Source organism: Pseudoalteromonas agarivorans, assembly GCF_024518735.1.
GTDB lineage: Bacteria > Pseudomonadota > Gammaproteobacteria > Enterobacterales > Alteromonadaceae > Pseudoalteromonas > Pseudoalteromonas atlantica.
In genome coordinates this window covers 926,902-944,099 of sequence record NZ_JANIGJ010000001.1, presented here as the reverse complement: position 1 = coordinate 944,099, position 17,198 = coordinate 926,902, and the positions used below count along the sequence as shown (strand labels likewise).

Genomic DNA, 17,198 nt, shown 5'->3' with positions numbered 1-17,198 from the left:
ATGATTGAAGCTGATCGTTTAATTGACGCGAGCGAAAAAACCAACGAAGACACCATAGACCGCGCAATAAGGCCCAAGCTTTTAGCCGACTACAAAGGTCAGCCGCATGTTAAGCAGCAAATGGAAATATTTATAGAGGCAGCGCGCAGCCGCGGTGAAGCGCTCGATCATCTATTAATATTTGGCCCGCCGGGCTTAGGTAAAACCACGCTTGCTAATATTGTTGCCAATGAGCTTAATGTAAGTATTAAAACCACTTCAGGCCCAGTACTTGAAAAAGCCGGCGACCTTGCTGCATTGCTTACCAACCTTGAAGAAGGCGACGTGCTGTTTATTGATGAAATACACAGACTCAGCCCACAAGTTGAAGAAATACTTTACCCCGCAATGGAAGATTACCAACTCGATATTATGATTGGTGAAGGCCCCGCTGCACGCTCTATTAAATTAGACTTACCGCCGTTTACGCTTATTGGCGCGACAACACGCGCAGGCTCACTTACCTCACCACTTAGAGACCGTTTTGGTATAGTGCAGCGCTTAGAGTTTTACTCGGTAGCTGACTTATCGCATATAGTGGGGCGCTCTGCACATTACCTAGATTTACAAATGTGCGACGATGGCGCTACCGAAATTGCAAAACGCTCACGAGGCACACCGCGTATAGCTAACCGCTTATTACGTCGTGTGCGCGATTACACGCAAGTAAAATCAGATGGTACAGTAAATGCCTCAGTTGCTGAGCTAGCCCTTGATATGATTGACGTAGATAAAAGCGGGTTTGATTATATGGACCGTAAATACTTACTTGCCATTATCGAAAAATTTATGGGTGGGCCTGTAGGGCTAGATAATTTAGCCGCCGCCATAGGCGAAGAAAAAGAAACCATTGAAGATGTAATAGAGCCTTTTTTAATTCAGCAAGGCTTTATTCAGCGCACACCGCGCGGGCGAATTGTATCAGACAATGCGTATCATCACTTTGGTTTACTCCCAAAACAAGATTAACCCCTCTTTAGCCTGTTACTGTAAATGTAGCGGGCTACTTCCTCTGTTAAATGTAATACCAATTTGCAATAACACTTAATCATTTTGCGAAGCAAACGTATCGCTACCTGCGTTAAAAACTCTCATTTACGACTGCATGCAAAAGGTAGAGCAATGCAGGAGCAATTGCCAAGAACAACTAAATAGCGAATTTTTTGCCTAGCTATCAACACGTTTTTCCAGCCTCAACTTAGCTCACATAATTAAGAAAATTAGTATAGTTTTTTAAAACTTACTCAGCTTTCATCCACTTTGTTGCAAATGTAACCAATAAATTAAAATCGTTTTGTAATTCACTTAACGTTAAGACTGGCGTGGCTATGCTGCGTACCATTAAAATCAGTTAGCTTTAAAACAGTAGCAACATAAGAGATTAGGCGTGGCGCTAATTGTGTTAATAAGTTTTACCTTGTTATAAACATGCTTTTTACTGAAAGTAGATAATTTAATGGTACAAAACGGGTAAAAAAGATAGTAAATACACCGTTGGCAATTAAACAGATTGTGTAATTTATAACGGTTGTATGCCAAGTTGGCGGTAAAATTTAGGCAAAAAAAAAGCCCGCATATAATGCGGGCAAACAACAAGTTGAAGGAAGTAATCCAGGGAACTACGTTTTACTTAATCAGGTTTTATCCAAAAAGAGTAAAACAATGTAATACGATTAAAAATCCTATTACTAAGAACTTGGCTTAATGAAAAATGTTTCATTCAGTGCGTAAGCTCGGTATGGGAGAATAATACGGAATAAGCATTTTTTGTTCAAACTAGAAAATTTAAAATTTCAGATAAGAAAAACTAATCTGATGAATTTTATTGTTGTTCGAAACTTGTACGTTAATTATTCGTTAACTTTATAAGTGGCTGAAAATTAATAAATAACTGGTCTGAGCTGTATTGATACAGTATTAGTTATATTAGTACATGCAAAGTGGCGTGAATTACTTTTGCGTGCTTATGCACTTTTTATGAATAAACGGTGCGTTTTATTAAGTTTACTGCGTATATTTACGCACTTTTGTAGTATTAAGTTGTGTTTTACTAAACGCGGTAGTCGCGTTTTAGAAACAAACAAGCGATTGAGCGTATGTTTAACGTTTTTTGTTGCCAATTCATAGCAATATCGTTGTCAGTAAACCTTTGACTCGATACACTAGATGCAACTTATGGCCGTTACAATGGTCTTATTTACACAAAATAACCAAATTGACGTTTTTTGAAATTATTTAGGAGTTTAACGTGGGATCAGGGCTTAATTTTTTAGATCTAATTCTAGAAGCCAGTTTGCTTGTGCAGTTAGTAATGCTAGCGCTAGTAGCAATGTCTGTTATGTCATGGGCAATTATTTTTCAGCGTAAAAAAGCAATAAGCGACGCCTTGTCTGATGCAAAAAAATTCGAACAAAAATTTTGGTCAGGTATCGACTTAAGCAAACTATACAACGAAATCTCATCACGTAGCGGTCAATCTCATGGTATTGAAGCGTTATTTACATCTGGCTTTAAAGAGTTTGCACGCCATAAAAAGAACACCTTTCAAAGTGCTGGCATTGTAATGGAAGGTACGCATCGCTCAATGCGTGTGGCACTGTCGCGTGAAATTGAAAAACTAGAATCGAGCTTATCGTTTTTAGCGACAGTGGGTTCAATTAGTCCGTATATCGGCTTATTCGGTACGGTGTGGGGTATTATGAATGCCTTTATAGCACTTGGTGAAGTGAAGCAAGCAACATTACAAATGGTAGCGCCAGGTATTGCTGAGGCACTTATTGCAACGGCAATGGGCTTATTTGCGGCTATTCCGGCTGTTATTGCGTATAACCGCTTTGCTAATAAAGTTGAAAAACTAGAATCACACTACATCAACTTTATGGAAGAATTTGCCAATATTTTACACCGTCAAGCAGCTACCCAAATAGAGGCTAAAGCGAATGTATCAGCGTAAGAAGCGCCGTCCGGTCGCAGAAATTAATGTAGTACCTTACATTGATGTAATGTTGGTATTGCTAATTATATTTATGGCAACAGCACCGCTTATTACTCACGGTGTGAAAGTTGATTTACCAAAAATGGAAGAGTCGGATTTAGTTGATACTAAAGACACGCCGCCCATTATTGCCTCGATTGACTCGGCAGGTAAGTACTATGTAAGCATAGGCACTGATCCAGAAGAGCCAATGGAAGCACTTGATGTGGCCGCGGTTATTAAGCTTCAGCTAATGAAAAACCCTGATGTACCAGTAATGATTAAAGGCTCTGGTAAGGTTTCTTACCAAGAAGTGTTGTTATTAATGGACTTTTTAAAGAATGCTGGCGTACCATCTGTGGGTTTAATGACAGAATCCTTTGAGGGGACACAGTAGTAACATGAATAGTTCTATAATCAAGTCAGTACTTTTACATTTAGGTTTAGGGGGCTTTTTGTGGGCAACTGCAAATATACACCCACCGGCACCTAAAGTAATGGAAGTGACTCTTAATTCGGCTATTCCTGAGCCTGATAATGCGGTTTCGGCGGTCACTGTTGATCAAAAACAAGTTGAGCAAAAAATTGCTGAGCTACAAAAAAAAGAAGATGCTAAAAAACGCGCTGAAGATAAACGCATTCGCGACTTAGAACGCAGAGCCGCCAATGCGCGTAAACAGCGTGAAGCCGAAGCGCGTAATATTAAAAAGCTAGAGCAACAGCGCAAAGCAAAAGAGAAAGAAAAAGCACAAGCTGAGGCTGAAGCTAAAAAAGCGCGCGAAATTGAACAAAAAGAGCGTGCTAAAGCAAAACAAGCTGAAAAGCAAAAGCAAGAGGCGGAAAACGCTGCTAAAGCTGCTGCAGATAAACGCAAAGCAGAAGAAGAGGCACTGAAAAAAGCCGAAGCAGAGCGTAAAAAGCGTGAAGCAGAAGCTAAAGAACGTGCAAAAGAAGCCGAGCGTAAACGTCAGCAAGCGCTGCAAGAGCAAATGTTACAAGAACAACTTGCTAAAGAGCAGGCTGCACGTAGTAAAATACGCCAACAGCAAGTAGTAAGCGAAGTTGATAAGTACCGTGCTTTAATTATGGCGCGCATTCAGCAAAACTTACTGATTGATGAAAAAATGAAAAACCAACAGTGTCGAGTAAATATTCGTCTTGGGTTTAATGGTTTAGTAACGCAAGTTAAATCGTTAGGGGGTGATAAGCTAGTGTGTGAAGCTGCACTTAGAGCTGTGCGCATGGCCGATACATTACCTGTATCTAAAGACAAAGACGTATTCGAGCAACTTAAGAATATTAATTTAACAATCAAGCCAGAATTTTAAAGGAATGATATGTTCAGCAAAATTAAAATAGCCTTTGTAGTTATATTATTAGGGTTTCAGGGTGTAGCAAATGCGGCACTTGAAATTGTAATAACTGAAGGTGTAGACGGCGCACGTCCTATTGCCATCGTGCCTTTTAAATACAACGGTGTTGGCCCAATTCCACAAAAATTGAGCGATGTAATTGCTGCCGATTTAATGCGCAGTGGTAAATTTAAACCAGTAGATGTAGCTCAAATGCCACAGCTTCCTAATAAAGACGGCGACATTGACTACGCAGCATGGGTAAACCAAGGTGTAGAAGCGGTTGTAGTAGGCGAGGTAGAGCAACAAACTGATGGGCGTTACTTAGTACGCTACGAATTAGTTGATGTTATTCGTGGGCAAATTACCGGTGGCCAAACTCAAATGATGAGCAGCGGTAAACTAGTAAAAAGCCAAGACCATATTTTAGAAGCGCGCGAAAGCGTAATTAGTGAAAGTGGCTTTCGCCGATATTCACACCGCATAAGCGATGTAGTATATGAAAAGCTAACCGGTGAAAAAGGCGCGTTTTTAACTAAAATTGCTTATGTAATTGTACGTGAAGACCAAGCTAAGCCATACCAATTAGTGGTGGCCGATTACGATGGCTTTAACGAGCAAGTATTATTGCGCTCAAAAGAGCCGTTAATGTCGCCAGCATGGTCACCAGATGGTACTAAGCTTGCGTATGTAACGTTTGAAAACCGCCAAAGCCAAATTTACATTCAAGACCTATACTCAGGTAAGCGTGAGCTGATCACTAGTTACCGCGGTATTAACGGTGCACCGCAGTTTTCACCAGATGGCAAAAAAATGTTATTGGTGCTTTCTAAAGATAAAACAGGTGCAACCGAAGTTTACGTTTTAGATTTAGCAACCCGTAAAGAAACACGCCTTACACGCCACCGTAGTATAGATACTGAACCATCTTGGTATCCAAATGGCCAGGATATTGTGTTTACATCTGAAAGGGGTGGTAATGCCCAGATTTATAAGTTAAATTTAAGAACTGGTAGGTCACAACGATTGACCTTCGACGGCGATATGAACCTAGCGGGTTCTATAACGCCAGACAGTAAAGAATTAGTGATGGTTAACCGTACCAACGGGCAGTACCATCTTGCTAAGAAAGAGCTGGCTACAGGCGCGTTTCAAGTATTGACGCGAACTCGCCTTGATGAATCACCGAGCATAGCGCCAAACGGTTCGATGATCATTTATAGCACGCTTCATAATAATAAACAGGTACTCGCGCTGGTATCGATGGACGGTCGCTTTAAAGCACGTTTACCCGTGCTAGACGGACAAGTAAAGGCACCAGCTTGGTCGCCATATTTACAGTAATATTTGCTGGTTTACTCAAAAATAGGAATCTACTCAATGCAACTTAACAAAGTACTTAAAGGCCTGCTAATCGCTGTGCCAGTAATGACATTAGCCGCTTGTAGCTCATCTTCAGATATTGATGAAGGCGCAGCTAACCAATCAAATCAAAGTGCAGTTGAGCAATCAACAAACACGGATACAGTTGAAGTAGCAACAATTTCACCTGAACAACAAGCAGAAGAGCAACTTCGTCAAAAGTATGAAGCGCTTCGTCAAGAACAAATTATTTACTTTGACTTCGACAAAGCAACTGTTGAGAACAAGTACGCAGAATTACTTCGTGCACATGCTGAGTTTTTAGTTCAGAACCCTTCAGTAAAAGTATTAATTGAAGGTCACGCTGATGAGCGCGGTACGCCTGAGTACAACATTGCACTAGGTGAGCACCGTGGCCAAGCTGTAGAAAAATACCTACAAAGCCTAGGTGTTTCTGCTAGCCAAATGTCAGTAGTTAGCTACGGTGAAGAGAAACCAATGGTTAAATCTCGCACTGAGTCAGCTTTCGCTAAAAACCGCCGTGCGGTACTAGTTTACTAAGATAAGAGATATTATGAAGCCGAAAATTATTTTGGCAGCCATGATATTGAGCGGGAGCACCCAAGTTTTGGCTGCTCCCGCTCCTGTTTCAGAAGCTGCAAGTTCACAGTCGAGCATAGAGAAGCGTTTAGCGTCACTAGAAAACATGATGCAGTCGCGAAACTTATTACAAGTTGAATTACAGCAACAACTTAATCTACTTCAAGATGAAGTAAGCCAAATTCGCGGTGTTACTGAAGAGCAAAGTTATAAACTTGAAAAAGTACTTCAGCGCCAGCGTGAGCTTTATCAAGAAATAGAAAACCGCGTAAGCCAAGCGTATACACAACCCGCTGCTGCGCCTGCAACCGATTACACGCAATCGAGCGACGCACAAACCTATAGCAGTGACTTATCTGAAAACGAAGCGTATGAGCGTGCAGTAGCGCTAATAATGAAAGATAAACGCTACGACCAAGCTATTCCTGAGTTTCAAACATTTTTAACAACCTATCCTAATTCTGTGTATGCCTCTAATGCACATTATTGGCTTGGGCAGTTGCTGACCATTAAAAATGATGGTGTAAAAGCAAGTGAGCATTTTAAAGTTGTGGTTAATGAGTTTCCTAACTCAAATAAACGACCAGATGCCATGTTAAAGTTAGGCACGCTTTTACAAGAGCAAGGCCTAAATCAAGAGGCACAAAAAATATTGGGTGATCTAATTAACCAATATCCAAGTACAACAGCTGCAAAACTTGCAACCGAGCGTCTAGCTAATTAGGACGCATTTAAGCGGTGTATTTAAAGCTCAAACTACATAGAAATACTCGGCGAATCTTGTATTTGCATGTAGTTTGAGCACAAACGCTTTAATTTTGCTCACCTAGGCATAAAAACTGAAAAAAAGAGACATTTTCGGTTGCACTCATTTTATAAATAAGTATTATAAGCGCCCGCAGCAAACGAATGGTTACCCCACTCAAAATGCGGCAAAAAGAGCGGGTCATTAGCTCAGTTGGTAGAGCAGTGGACTTTTAATCCATTGGTCGATGGTTCAAGTCCATCATGACCCACCATTCTTTATTTAGGTAAAGATTGGTTCAATCGGCGGATTTACGCAGCTCACTTAAATAGTAAGCACACAGAGCGGGTCATTAGCTCAGTTGGTAGAGCAGTGGACTTTTAATCCATTGGTCGATGGTTCAAGTCCATCATGACCCACCATTCTTTACTTAGGTAAAGATTGGTTCAATCGGCGGATTTACGCAGCTCACTTAATAGTAAGCACACAGAGCGGGTCATTAGCTCAGTTGGTAGAGCAGTGGACTTTTAATCCATTGGTCGATGGTTCAAGTCCATCATGACCCACCATTCTTTATTTAAGTAAAGTTTGGTTCAATCGGCGGATTTACGCGGCGTGTTAATTCTACACAGAATTTAGAGCGGGTCATTAGCTCAGTTGGTAGAGCAGTGGACTTTTAATCCATTGGTCGATGGTTCAAGTCCATCATGACCCACCACTTCTAAAAAATCTCAACTCTTCCCTTATTTTATTTAAATCAGTTTCTTATTTTTATTTATAAACAGCATGCCCAGATAGCTGTTATTTGCCCGTGTATTCTCGTATAATTTGCCGTAATTAATGCACTGTAGATGAAGTGGTCGAGAACATGAGTCTAGCTCAAACTATTATGCCTGAAGGTTATATCTTTCCTCCTAAGCCAGCGCCGTTAACTAAAGACGAGCAAGGCGAATATAAAGCACGTATTAAACAACTACTGCAAGATAAAAATGCAGTGCTGGTAGCCCATTACTACACAGATCCTGAAATTCAGGCACTTGCCGAAGAAACAGGGGGCTGTGTTGCCGACTCATTAGAAATGGCACGTTTTGGTGCTCGCCACGATGCAGACATGATCATCGTTGCTGGTGTACGCTTTATGGGTGAAACCGCTAAAATTTTAACGCCAAACAAAACAGTTGTTATGCCAACACTAGAAGCAACGTGTTCGTTAGATATTGGTTGCCCTATTGATGAGTTTTCAGCGTTTTGCGATCAGCACCCTGATCGTAAAGTTGTAGTGTATGCAAACACCTCTACAGCGGTTAAAGCCCGTGCAGATTGGATTGTAACCTCATCGTGCGCGCTTGAAATTGTAGAGCACCTAGATGAGCAAGGTGAAAAAATTATTTGGGGCCCAGATAAACACCTTGGTAACTACATTCAAAAAAATACTGGCGCCGATATGATCATGTGGAACGGCGCATGTATCGTACACGATGAATTTAAAACAAAAGCGCTTAAAGATATGAAAGCCCTGCACCCAGATGCGGGTGTATTGGTGCACCCAGAGTCACCTGCAGAAATAGTGGCACTAGCAGATGCGGTTGGCTCAACCAGTCAACTAATAAAAGCTGCGCAAACAATGGATAACGATAAGTTTATTGTAGCGACAGACCGCGGTATTTTTTACAAAATGCAGCAGCTATGCCCAGAAAAAGAGTTTTTTGCAGCCCCAACAGCGGGTGAAGGCGCGTCATGTAAAAGTTGTGCACATTGCCCGTGGATGGCAATGAACGGCTTAAAAGCGATTGAAGAAGCCCTGATAGACCCTCGCGGTAAAGAAGTGTTTGTAGATATGGACTTACGCGAAGGCGCGCTCAAGTCACTTAATCGCATGTTAGACTTTACAGCTAGCATGGCTAAGTAATTAGCCTAATGCATAAAAAACGGCTAAACCCTAAGGTTTAGCCGTTTTTTTATAACTAAAGTAAATTGCTGATTGATTATTAGACACTTAACAGCACAAATTTAAAAAGACCTTGCACCTGTGTAACCTATTTCATACTATAACGCGCTGTTGCTAAGCAACACCGTGGAGGAATGGCTGAGTGGCTGAAGGCGCACGCCTGGAAAGTGTGTTTAGGTTAATCCCTAACGAGGGTTCGAATCCCTCTTCCTCCACCATCATTCTTGAACCCAGTTATTGAATATCAATAACTGGGTTTTTAATGCCTGCTGCCCAAACCTTGGTTATGCGCTAATAGGCATGTATTTAGTGGGTAATCTCAATCTGCCCTTAAAGTCGCTCCCTTAAATACGTGACATGGTATAAGTCCCGAATTTATTGGTACTCAAATAACGCGTTTTCCCATTCTTGAATGATTATTTGGCGCTTCATCTGATCGTCTATCACTAATATTTCTATGCCAAGGGGGACGGGGCGAAGCTGACCTTCTGATATATCAAGTAAATGTTTTTGTTTAATTCTTACTTCGTTATTTATAGGCTCAAAATTAGTAAAGTTGGCCATGTCTGTTTGTCCTTGTACAGACACTAAGTAATCAATAAACAGCTGTGCACCAATGACATTTTTAGCATGTTTAGGAATAATGGCACTGCGCATAATAACCGAGGTGTAGTCTTTAGGTTGCACCACAATAATATTAGGGTGCTGCGCCGCCCATGTGCGCGCATAAGAGCTTAATATGTTATAGCCAACAGTGAGCTCGCCCGTTGAAAGTGCCTTGAGTATGTCGGCGCTGCGTCTAAATACACGCGTGCTGTGATAGCCAAACGATTCTAGCATTCGGCCATAGCTTGAGCTTTGCTCACGGTCATGAGCCCACAGCAAATAGCCTATGCCCACTTGAGTAATATCGTAAATGCCAATGCGGCCTTTAATTTTCTCACTGCGCCTACGAATTAGCTCTAATAATTCGTTGCGGCTACTTGGTGCGACCTCTTCACCTAAAAATTCTTTATTAAATGCAATTACCGCTGTTTCATAGGTAAAGCCAAATACTTCATTTCGCCATTTAGCCCATGCAGGAAGCTTATTTGTTTGCTCAGAGCTGTAAGGCTGTGCGTAACCATCGTTAACTAACTTTACCTGCAAGTTCATTGCTGAACTTAATAACACGTCGGGCGGGTTTTTAACGTCGGCTAAAAATTCGCTATACACTTCGAAAGTACTCAGCTCGTAGTAGTCAATTTGTACAAAAGGGTATTTCTTTTGAAAGGCCGATAAAAAAGGGGCAATTTCCATTTTGTCAGCGCCGCCATATATTTTAAGCACGGATTTATTTTCGCTTTGTGCCGGAAATACTAAAGGAGTTTTTGCAGCAACGAATGGCGAGCCTACAAAGCACGTAAAAACAACGGCAATATAAATCAGCGATAAAAGTTTCAATGTTCGTCCTCGGTCAGCATTAACGGAAAGTTTATTTCAAAAATAAGCCCCGACGGGGTGTTATCAAGCAGCTTAATAGCAGCGTTATGATGCTCTGCTACCTCTTTAGCAATGCTTAAGCCTAGGCCACTGCCGGCACGTGGGTCGCCTTTACTTTTGTAAAACCGCTCAAACACATGTTGTTTTTGCGCATCGGGTACACCTACGCCTTGATCAGCCACGCATAAACGGGCTATGTAACCACTGTCTGTACTGTGAAGCTCGGTAGACACATTTACTTCTTTATTTTGCGGGCTAAATTTAATCGCGTTTTCTAAAATATTGCGTAGCATTTGGCTAAGTGCAAACGAATCACCATTGATCATTAAATTATCGTCACCTTGATATGTGATGATCACGCCGCGTTGAATCGCCGATACCGCTACATCTCTACACACAGACTTTACCAGCTCCGGCAACGAAAGCGTTATTAAAGGCTGGCTATGAAAGCGGTGCGCAAGAGTGGCTTGGTTTAACAGTTGCGTAACGGTGCTGTCGAGTAAATCTGTTGAATATAAAACACGATTTAACTGCTCTGTTCTTATTTTTTCATCGCTTTCTTCAATGGCATTTTGCGCCTGGCTTTTAAGGCCTGCAAGGGGCGTTCTTATTTGATGAGCCACTTCGCCGGTAAAGCGCTTTAAATGATTAAGCGAGACTTCTAATTGCGATATAAAATGGTTAATGGTTGAAATTAAATCGGCCATTTCTTTGGGGACCGACATATCAATAGGGCGTAGATCAGTGGGGGAGCGCCGACGTATTTTTTTATTTATGCTGTAAATAGGGCGCAAAATTTGATTCACTCCCAGTAATATAAGCACAATAGCTATTACAAACGTTAAAATAACCATTTGTATTACATTTAAATTCATTTCATAGGCGAGCTGATCGCGAGCTTGGGTGGTTTGGCCTATTAAAATATTTACATCAAACGATTCGCCCACTTCATAAAGCTTATCTGAGAGTAAAATAAAGCGGTAGTTTTCGCCTTTGTAATCACCTTCCCAAAATTGTATCAGTAGGTTATCTCGTGGGTCATACTCTGCACGTTGCCACTGGGTGTCAGCTTTTTGCAAAATGTGTTGATATAAGCCATTGTAGCCGGTTAAGTGCTCCCCTTGATTTTGTGTTATTTGATACACCAATCTGTCATTTGAGGCCATCGAGAGAGTTTCGAATGTAGCGCTGGGTAAATCAACAATAATTTCGTGGTAATCAATGTGGGTATTTTCAAAAATTTGTAAAGCAGCACTGGCAAGTAGCCTATCGTATGAAATTTGGGCGGCGTTTTTACTGTAATTATTAGCCATAAAATAAGTTATAAGTGTAATTATAACCATTAAAGCAATGGTTATTGTAAGCAGCTGTCGGCGAATTGAGGGGAGGGTTTTGCTACTCATTAGGCTCTGCTAAAAGATAGCCTAAACCACGCAGTGTTTTTATATCAACACTGCTATTTACCAGCTTTTTACGAAGCCTTGCTACGTAGGTTTCTATGGCGTTGGGGCTGGGGGAGTCATCAAACGAATATAAGTGATCGAGTAACTCATCTTTATTAAGCACTTTACCTTGATGTGTTAAAAATATTTCTAGCAACCTAAATTCTCGTTGTTTTAAGTCAATAAGTTCTTTAGCAATAGTGACCGTGCATGATTTTCGGTCAAAATCGAGATTGCCATAACTTATAATGTCTTTACCTAGGCCTTGGTTACGCCTAAGTAGGGCGCGGCAACGGGCTTCTAATTCGCCAAAATCAAAGGGTTTAGTGAGGTAGTCGTCGGCGCCTAAGTCGAGTAATTCTATACGGTGCTCTACTTGGGCACGTGCCGTTAAAATTAATACAGGCGTATTTGATGAGCGAGCCCTGAGCTTTTTTAATATTTGCTCACCGTTTAAATTGGGCAAGTTTAAATCAAGTAAAATAAGGTCGTACTCATGGCGTTTTAATAGCGAATTAGCCACATCACCACTGGTTACAAGGTCTATACCTTGGCCCATTTTGGTGAAGCGTTGGCAAATTGCTTCTCCTAACACTTCGTCGTCTTCAACTGCTAAAATTCTCATTAAGCACACCCGCAAAGTCGCAATTAAAAAATATAATTTTAAGTTGTGCAAGACACTAAACAATTACTGCAACGTTTACAATACGCAAATACCTTCGTTTATAACAAGATAAGCTATAGTTTTAATTTAATAGCTAAAAATACAATTGCCTAAAATGTAATTATCTTGTGACAGGTTTGTGACAGGTTTGCCATGTAAATTGCAACATGAATAAACTGATACACACTACACACAACTATAAATTTAATTAAACAAGGTAGCGGAGACAACTATGGCTCAACAGTTCTCTAAAATATTTGCAGTAACAGGCGCAGTATTAACTTGTGTTTCTATTCCTTCGTACGGTTCTTTTAATGGGCTTACAGAGCAAGACGAATTTAATATTAAGCTAAGGTCAATTTACTTTGACCGCGATTACGATAACGACGCCAGCGACGACTCAACGTTTGCACAAGGCATAGAGCTCAATTATCAATCGGGCTATTTTAATGACTTAATTAGCATGGGTGTCTCTACTTATACCGTACTTAATTACAACTCAACCGGCAGCGCACAAAATAATATTTTACCCGCAGGGGATGAAAAAGGCGGCGTTGACGATAGTTTTTCTAAATTTGGTCAATATTTTATCGACGTTAAACTTGGCGACAATGGCCATGTAAAAATAGGCGGGCAAAAAACCAAAAGTATGCTGTTAAAAAGCTCAGGTAGCCGCGCAATTCCCAATACTTTTAGAGGTGTATTTGGTGACTACAAGTTTGGCAATACCAAAGTATATGGTTACGCCTACGATAAATGGAGCCGCCGCCACGATGACAAATGGGAAGATTTTTCTACCGATCAGTCAGATAACGGCGCAATTAGTGTTATTTGGGGTGTGGGCGCAAGCTACAAAAAAGACGCGCTAAAAATAGACGCAGAGTATTTAAATTCTCATGACTACTTATCAAAGCTTGGGCTTAAAGGCAGCTACGCTATTAAGCTCGATCACAGTAAGTTAACCCTTTCAAGTGGCGTATTTACCTCACAAGACGATGGCGATTTATTTGTAACCGGGGCAGAGGGTGGCGATTTAGATGATGAAGATGCACTCGATGCGGTTTCAGGCATTACTAAAAGTGAAAACGATGGTTTTGCCTATTACCTAGATGCCAATTGGAAAAAAGATATTTGGACACTAGGCGCCGCATTTACCAAGGTGAACGATGCTTGGATTGAAGATAATTTTAGTGGCGATCACGGGACTAACCCGTTTCCCACGCGCTCATTAATTGGTGCCGATTTAACAAACCAAAATGAGTCAACTTGGCAGGCTCGCTTAGGCATTGATCTAAAAGCAGTGGCACCGGGTTTAACCACAAAATTTTATTACACCAGCGGCAGCGATGCAGAAAATTCAAGCTTAGGTAAAGCAGGTGGCACAGCTGATGAAAAATACTGGGCTATTGATACACGCTACAAAGTAGCGGCTGTAAAAGGCTTAAGCCTACGTTGGTTATTTTTAGATTACACCACAGATGAAACTGGCAGTGTTGATGGTGTAAAAGGAGATAGAGCAGATCACCGTGTATATGTAGATTACACCATTAAGTTTTAAACGCCCCCTTCGAATGGCTTTTAACGCGCAGCATGAAAATGCTGCGCGTTTTTTAATGTTTAAAAGTTATTTTTTAATCAATTTTTATTTCGTGACAGGTTAGTGACAGTTTGGCTCCTTACTCTTAAAAAAAGGGCAACGTTTTGATAACGACGTTACTTGTTTTTAATTGCATTGAAAGGGCGAAACGATGAACTCAACACACGCTACACCTCAGTTAAAACCTACGCCGAGAGCCATTCACTTTCGTGCAAATAGCCACCAAACAGCCACGGCTGCTAGTGCAACAAGTAATACTAATTTTGCCCCTCAATCTTTGCAAAGTAAGCAAGAGCAAGTGCAAGAGTGCGTGGTTATTTTAAGTAATAACTAACCCGTTACTGCTCATTTTAATTGATTTAGAAGCTGGATTATTATGACTATTCAAAAAAAAATACCTTGTGTCATTATGCGCGGTGGAACGTCTCGCGGGACTTATTTTTTAGCCAACGATTTACCGAGAGAGTGGGATAAACGCAAAGAAATTTTAACTGCAGCAATGGGCTCAGGCGATCCGCTGCAAGTAAATGGCGTAGGTGGAGGAAACTCACTAACCAGTAAAGCGGCCATTATTTCACGCTCAACCGACCCCGATGCAGACATTGATTACTTATTTGCGCAAGTTGCTATTGAGCAAAATGAAGTCGATATCACCCCTTCGTGTGGCAATATTTTATCTGGTGCAGCACCACTGGCAATTGAATACGGACTGGTTACTGCAAACGACGGAGAAACAACGGTACGGGTTAAAAATGTAAATACCAATACCCTGATTGAAGTTGTGGTACAAACGCCTAACGGCTTTGTAGAGTACGAAGGCGATGCCACTATTGATGGCGTACCGGGCTCTGGGGCGCCTATTTTACTTAAGTTTTTTGATGTGTGTGGCACTAAAACCGGTGAATTACTGCCTACAGGCTCTGTACGCGATACCTTTGATGGCGTAGAAGTAAGTTGTGTCGATGCTGCCATGCCAATGGTACTAATACCTGCACCATCACTGGGTGTAAAAGGCTCTGAAACTAAACAAGAGCTTGATGCAAATACAGAGTTACTGCAAAAAATAGAAAGCATTCGCCTGCAGGCGTCACTAAAAATGGGCCTTGGCGATGCAACCGGAAAAGTCATTCCTAAAGTCGGTTTACTGTCGGTGCCGCAATTTGGCGGTACGATAACTTCGCGCTACTTTGTGCCGCAAAACTGCCATACCAGCCATTCTGTTACTGGGGCAATTTGCGTGAGTGTTAGTTGCATGTTGCCAGGCAGTGTGGCGTACGACTTAATTACCCCACAAAGCTCAGAGCAGCAAAATATAGTGGTTGAACACCCAAGCGGTAAAATAGATTTACTCCTTGAAGGGCGCTTTGAAAACGACACGCTAGATATAAAGTCGGCGGGGTTAATGCGCACAGCCAGAATGTTATTTAAAGGTGAAGTACACATACCTGCAAAAGTATGGGATGAAAGCAAAATAGCTTAACTTATACCAATGGGCAAAATAGCTCACTTAATTAAGCGAATTAGTGTTAAGCCTTAGTAAACCAACCGAAAATGCGATAGCAGATTGTCTGTTATCGCTTTTTTTATGCTTTAAACAAATAAAACTAAGTTTATTTTTATTTAAAAACAATGTCTTATAAATAATTTTAAATTAATGGATAGTTTGGCGTCGATGACAGGTAGATGACAGTTTCGGCTATTAGTCTAGCTGTTGTTAACTTCTTTTAACGAAATACTTTCATCTACGTAATAGATGCAATGACGTTATTAGGACCTATTTAAATAATTGCAGCGAATAACAGAGGTCAAATTATGAAGATTAAATTAAGTACTTTTGCACCTAATCGACTAAAAGCAATGCTTGTTGTGTTAGCAGCAAGCACTTGTATCAGCTCAGCTTATGCAAACAATAACGACGAAGTAAGCTTTGATGGTGAGCGAGTAGAGTGGGTTGTGCCTTTTAAAGAAGGTGGAGGCTCTGACACATGGGCACGTTTTTTTGGTCCGCGTTTTTCTCAGCATTTAAATGGTAAACCTGTGGTTGTAGTTAAAAACATTCCAGGTGGTGGCTCTACCAAAGGCGCTAACCGCTTTGAGCGCAGCGCTAAAGCAAATGGCTTAAATGTATTTAGTACTTCTGCCTCTACACAAATCCCTTACTTACTTGGCGACTCACGCGTTAGATACGAAGTAAAACGTTGGAACGTGATTATGGCCACACCGACAGGTGCGGTGGTATATGTGCGCCCAGAGCTTGGTATTAAAAACGCATCAGAGCTTGCCAAATTGCAGGGTCAAAAACTTAAATTTGGTAGCCAACGCGCCGCGTCAATGGACTTGGTTGGGTTATTAGCCTTCGACATGCTTGATTTAGACATTCACGCCATTTTTGGTATGAAAGGCCGTGGCAGTGCGCGTTTATCGTTTGAGCGTGGCGAGGTGGATATCGACTTTCAAACTACCTCTGCCTACTTAAAAAAAGTACAGCCGCTAGTTGATGAAGGCAAAGCGATTCCGCTTATGTCGTTTGGCGTACTTAATAAAGAAGGCAAAATTGTACGCGATCCAACGTTTCCTGACTTACCACACGTAGGCGAAGTATACGAAATGATCCACGGTAAAAAGCCAACAGGCGTTGAATACAACGTATGGAAAACCTTTTTTGTAGCCGGTTTTGCCGCGCAAAAAGGACTGTTTTTACCTAAAGGCACCCCTGATGACGTTATTGCAGAGTGGCGCAATGCAGCACAACGCATCATTGATCAAGATAACTTTAAAGAAGAGTCTGAATTAGTACTTGGCCAATACCCACAACTTGTAAACGAAGATGCAGTAAACACACTGAGCTCAGCACTGACAATTTCTGAAACTGACAAACAATGGGTAAGAAATTACCTAACCGAAAACTACAACGCGCGTTTTTAAAAACCTTGTTGATTTGTTGTACACACAGTGGCTCGCATTTAGTGAGCCACTTTTTTAATCTAAGGAGA

Annotated in this window: 15 protein-coding genes and 5 tRNA genes; 17 read left to right on the top strand and 3 right to left on the bottom strand. The window is 41.2% G+C overall.

The features are described from left to right. The 13 genes from ruvB to NQT65_RS04080 all read left to right on the top strand — a co-directional run bounded on the left by ruvB (position 1) and on the right by NQT65_RS04080 (position 9,238). The gene (ruvB, locus tag NQT65_RS04140) at positions 1–1,008 is read left to right on the top strand and encodes a Holliday junction branch migration DNA helicase RuvB (RefSeq protein WP_004587272.1); all 1,008 of its coding nucleotides are present in this window, start codon (positions 1–3) and stop codon (positions 1,006–1,008) included. Between the two features lie 1,279 nt (positions 1,009–2,287). Further along, positions 2,288–2,992 carry a protein TolQ gene (gene tolQ / locus NQT65_RS04135; protein ID WP_004587273.1) on the top strand — a complete coding sequence of 235 codons (705 nt, stop codon included), beginning with the start codon at positions 2,288–2,290 and terminating at the stop codon, positions 2,990–2,992. After that, a complete protein-coding gene (gene tolR, locus NQT65_RS04130; protein WP_004587274.1) occupies positions 2,979–3,410 on the top strand; it encodes a protein TolR in 432 nt (143 codons plus the stop codon). Before tolQ ends, tolR begins: the two co-directional genes overlap by 14 nt. Before the next feature lie 4 nt (positions 3,411–3,414). Next, positions 3,415–4,341: a cell envelope integrity protein TolA gene (gene tolA, locus NQT65_RS04125; protein ID WP_024032176.1), complete on the top strand. Its 927-nt coding sequence runs from the start codon at positions 3,415–3,417 to the stop codon at positions 4,339–4,341. Positions 4,342–4,350: 9 nt separating this feature from the next. Then, positions 4,351–5,709, top strand: coding sequence for a Tol-Pal system beta propeller repeat protein TolB (tolB, locus tag NQT65_RS04120; protein ID WP_138685938.1), 1,359 nt, complete (start codon positions 4,351–4,353; stop codon positions 5,707–5,709). A 36-nt stretch (positions 5,710–5,745) separates the two neighbouring features. Next, positions 5,746–6,288, top strand: a complete 543-nt coding sequence (gene pal / locus NQT65_RS04115) for a peptidoglycan-associated lipoprotein Pal (protein ID WP_004587277.1) — start codon at positions 5,746–5,748, stop codon at positions 6,286–6,288. A gap of 13 nt (positions 6,289–6,301) precedes the next feature. Then, positions 6,302–7,051 (top strand): tol-pal system protein YbgF, encoded by a 750-nt coding sequence (ybgF, locus tag NQT65_RS04110; RefSeq protein ID WP_004587278.1) that lies wholly within the window; start codon positions 6,302–6,304, stop codon positions 7,049–7,051. A 219-nt stretch (positions 7,052–7,270) separates the two neighbouring features. After that, a tRNA-Lys gene (locus NQT65_RS04105) sits at positions 7,271–7,346 on the top strand. Positions 7,347–7,418: 72 nt separating this feature from the next. Continuing rightward, a tRNA-Lys gene (locus NQT65_RS04100) sits at positions 7,419–7,494 on the top strand. A 71-nt stretch (positions 7,495–7,565) separates the two neighbouring features. After that, positions 7,566–7,641, top strand: a tRNA-Lys gene (locus NQT65_RS04095). A 73-nt stretch (positions 7,642–7,714) separates the two neighbouring features. Further along, positions 7,715–7,790 (top strand) — tRNA-Lys (locus NQT65_RS04090). 150 nt (positions 7,791–7,940) lie between these two features. Then, on the top strand, positions 7,941–8,981 hold the full coding sequence (gene nadA / locus NQT65_RS04085) for a quinolinate synthase NadA (RefSeq protein ID WP_256850570.1): 1,041 nt from the start codon (positions 7,941–7,943) through the stop codon (positions 8,979–8,981). Between the two features lie 167 nt (positions 8,982–9,148). After that, positions 9,149–9,238, top strand: a tRNA-Ser gene (locus NQT65_RS04080). 157 nt (positions 9,239–9,395) lie between these two features. On the opposite strand, the gene NQT65_RS04075 is transcribed toward NQT65_RS04080, so the two are convergent. The 3 genes from NQT65_RS04075 to NQT65_RS04065 are packed head-to-tail and all read right to left on the bottom strand — an operon-like array spanning position 9,396 to position 12,569. Then, positions 9,396–10,463, bottom strand: coding sequence for an ABC transporter substrate-binding protein (locus NQT65_RS04075; protein WP_256850569.1), 1,068 nt, complete (start codon positions 10,461–10,463; stop codon positions 9,396–9,398). Further along, positions 10,460–11,905: a sensor histidine kinase gene (locus NQT65_RS04070; protein WP_096739796.1), complete on the bottom strand. Its 1,446-nt coding sequence runs from the start codon at positions 11,903–11,905 to the stop codon at positions 10,460–10,462. The genes NQT65_RS04075 and NQT65_RS04070 overlap by 4 nt, the downstream gene beginning before the upstream one ends. Beyond that, complete coding sequence (locus tag NQT65_RS04065; RefSeq protein ID WP_029774040.1) at positions 11,898–12,569, bottom strand: response regulator transcription factor; 672 nt, start codon at positions 12,567–12,569, stop codon at positions 11,898–11,900. The genes NQT65_RS04070 and NQT65_RS04065 overlap by 8 nt, the downstream gene beginning before the upstream one ends. A gap of 271 nt (positions 12,570–12,840) precedes the next feature. On the opposite strand from NQT65_RS04065, the gene NQT65_RS04060 reads away from it, so the two are divergent. The 4 genes from NQT65_RS04060 to NQT65_RS04045 all read left to right on the top strand — a co-directional run bounded on the left by NQT65_RS04060 (position 12,841) and on the right by NQT65_RS04045 (position 17,130). After that, complete coding sequence (locus tag NQT65_RS04060; RefSeq protein ID WP_256850568.1) at positions 12,841–14,166, top strand: OprD family outer membrane porin; 1,326 nt, start codon at positions 12,841–12,843, stop codon at positions 14,164–14,166. A 190-nt stretch (positions 14,167–14,356) separates the two neighbouring features. Continuing rightward, positions 14,357–14,539, top strand: coding sequence for a hypothetical protein (locus NQT65_RS04055; protein WP_024032566.1), 183 nt, complete (start codon positions 14,357–14,359; stop codon positions 14,537–14,539). A 42-nt stretch (positions 14,540–14,581) separates the two neighbouring features. Further along, complete coding sequence (locus tag NQT65_RS04050) at positions 14,582–15,685, top strand: 4-oxalomesaconate tautomerase (protein WP_031289665.1); 1,104 nt, start codon at positions 14,582–14,584, stop codon at positions 15,683–15,685. Between the two features lie 332 nt (positions 15,686–16,017). Continuing rightward, positions 16,018–17,130, top strand: coding sequence for a Bug family tripartite tricarboxylate transporter substrate binding protein (locus NQT65_RS04045; protein ID WP_256850567.1), 1,113 nt, complete (start codon positions 16,018–16,020; stop codon positions 17,128–17,130). The last annotated feature ends 68 nt before the right edge of the window (positions 17,131–17,198 follow it).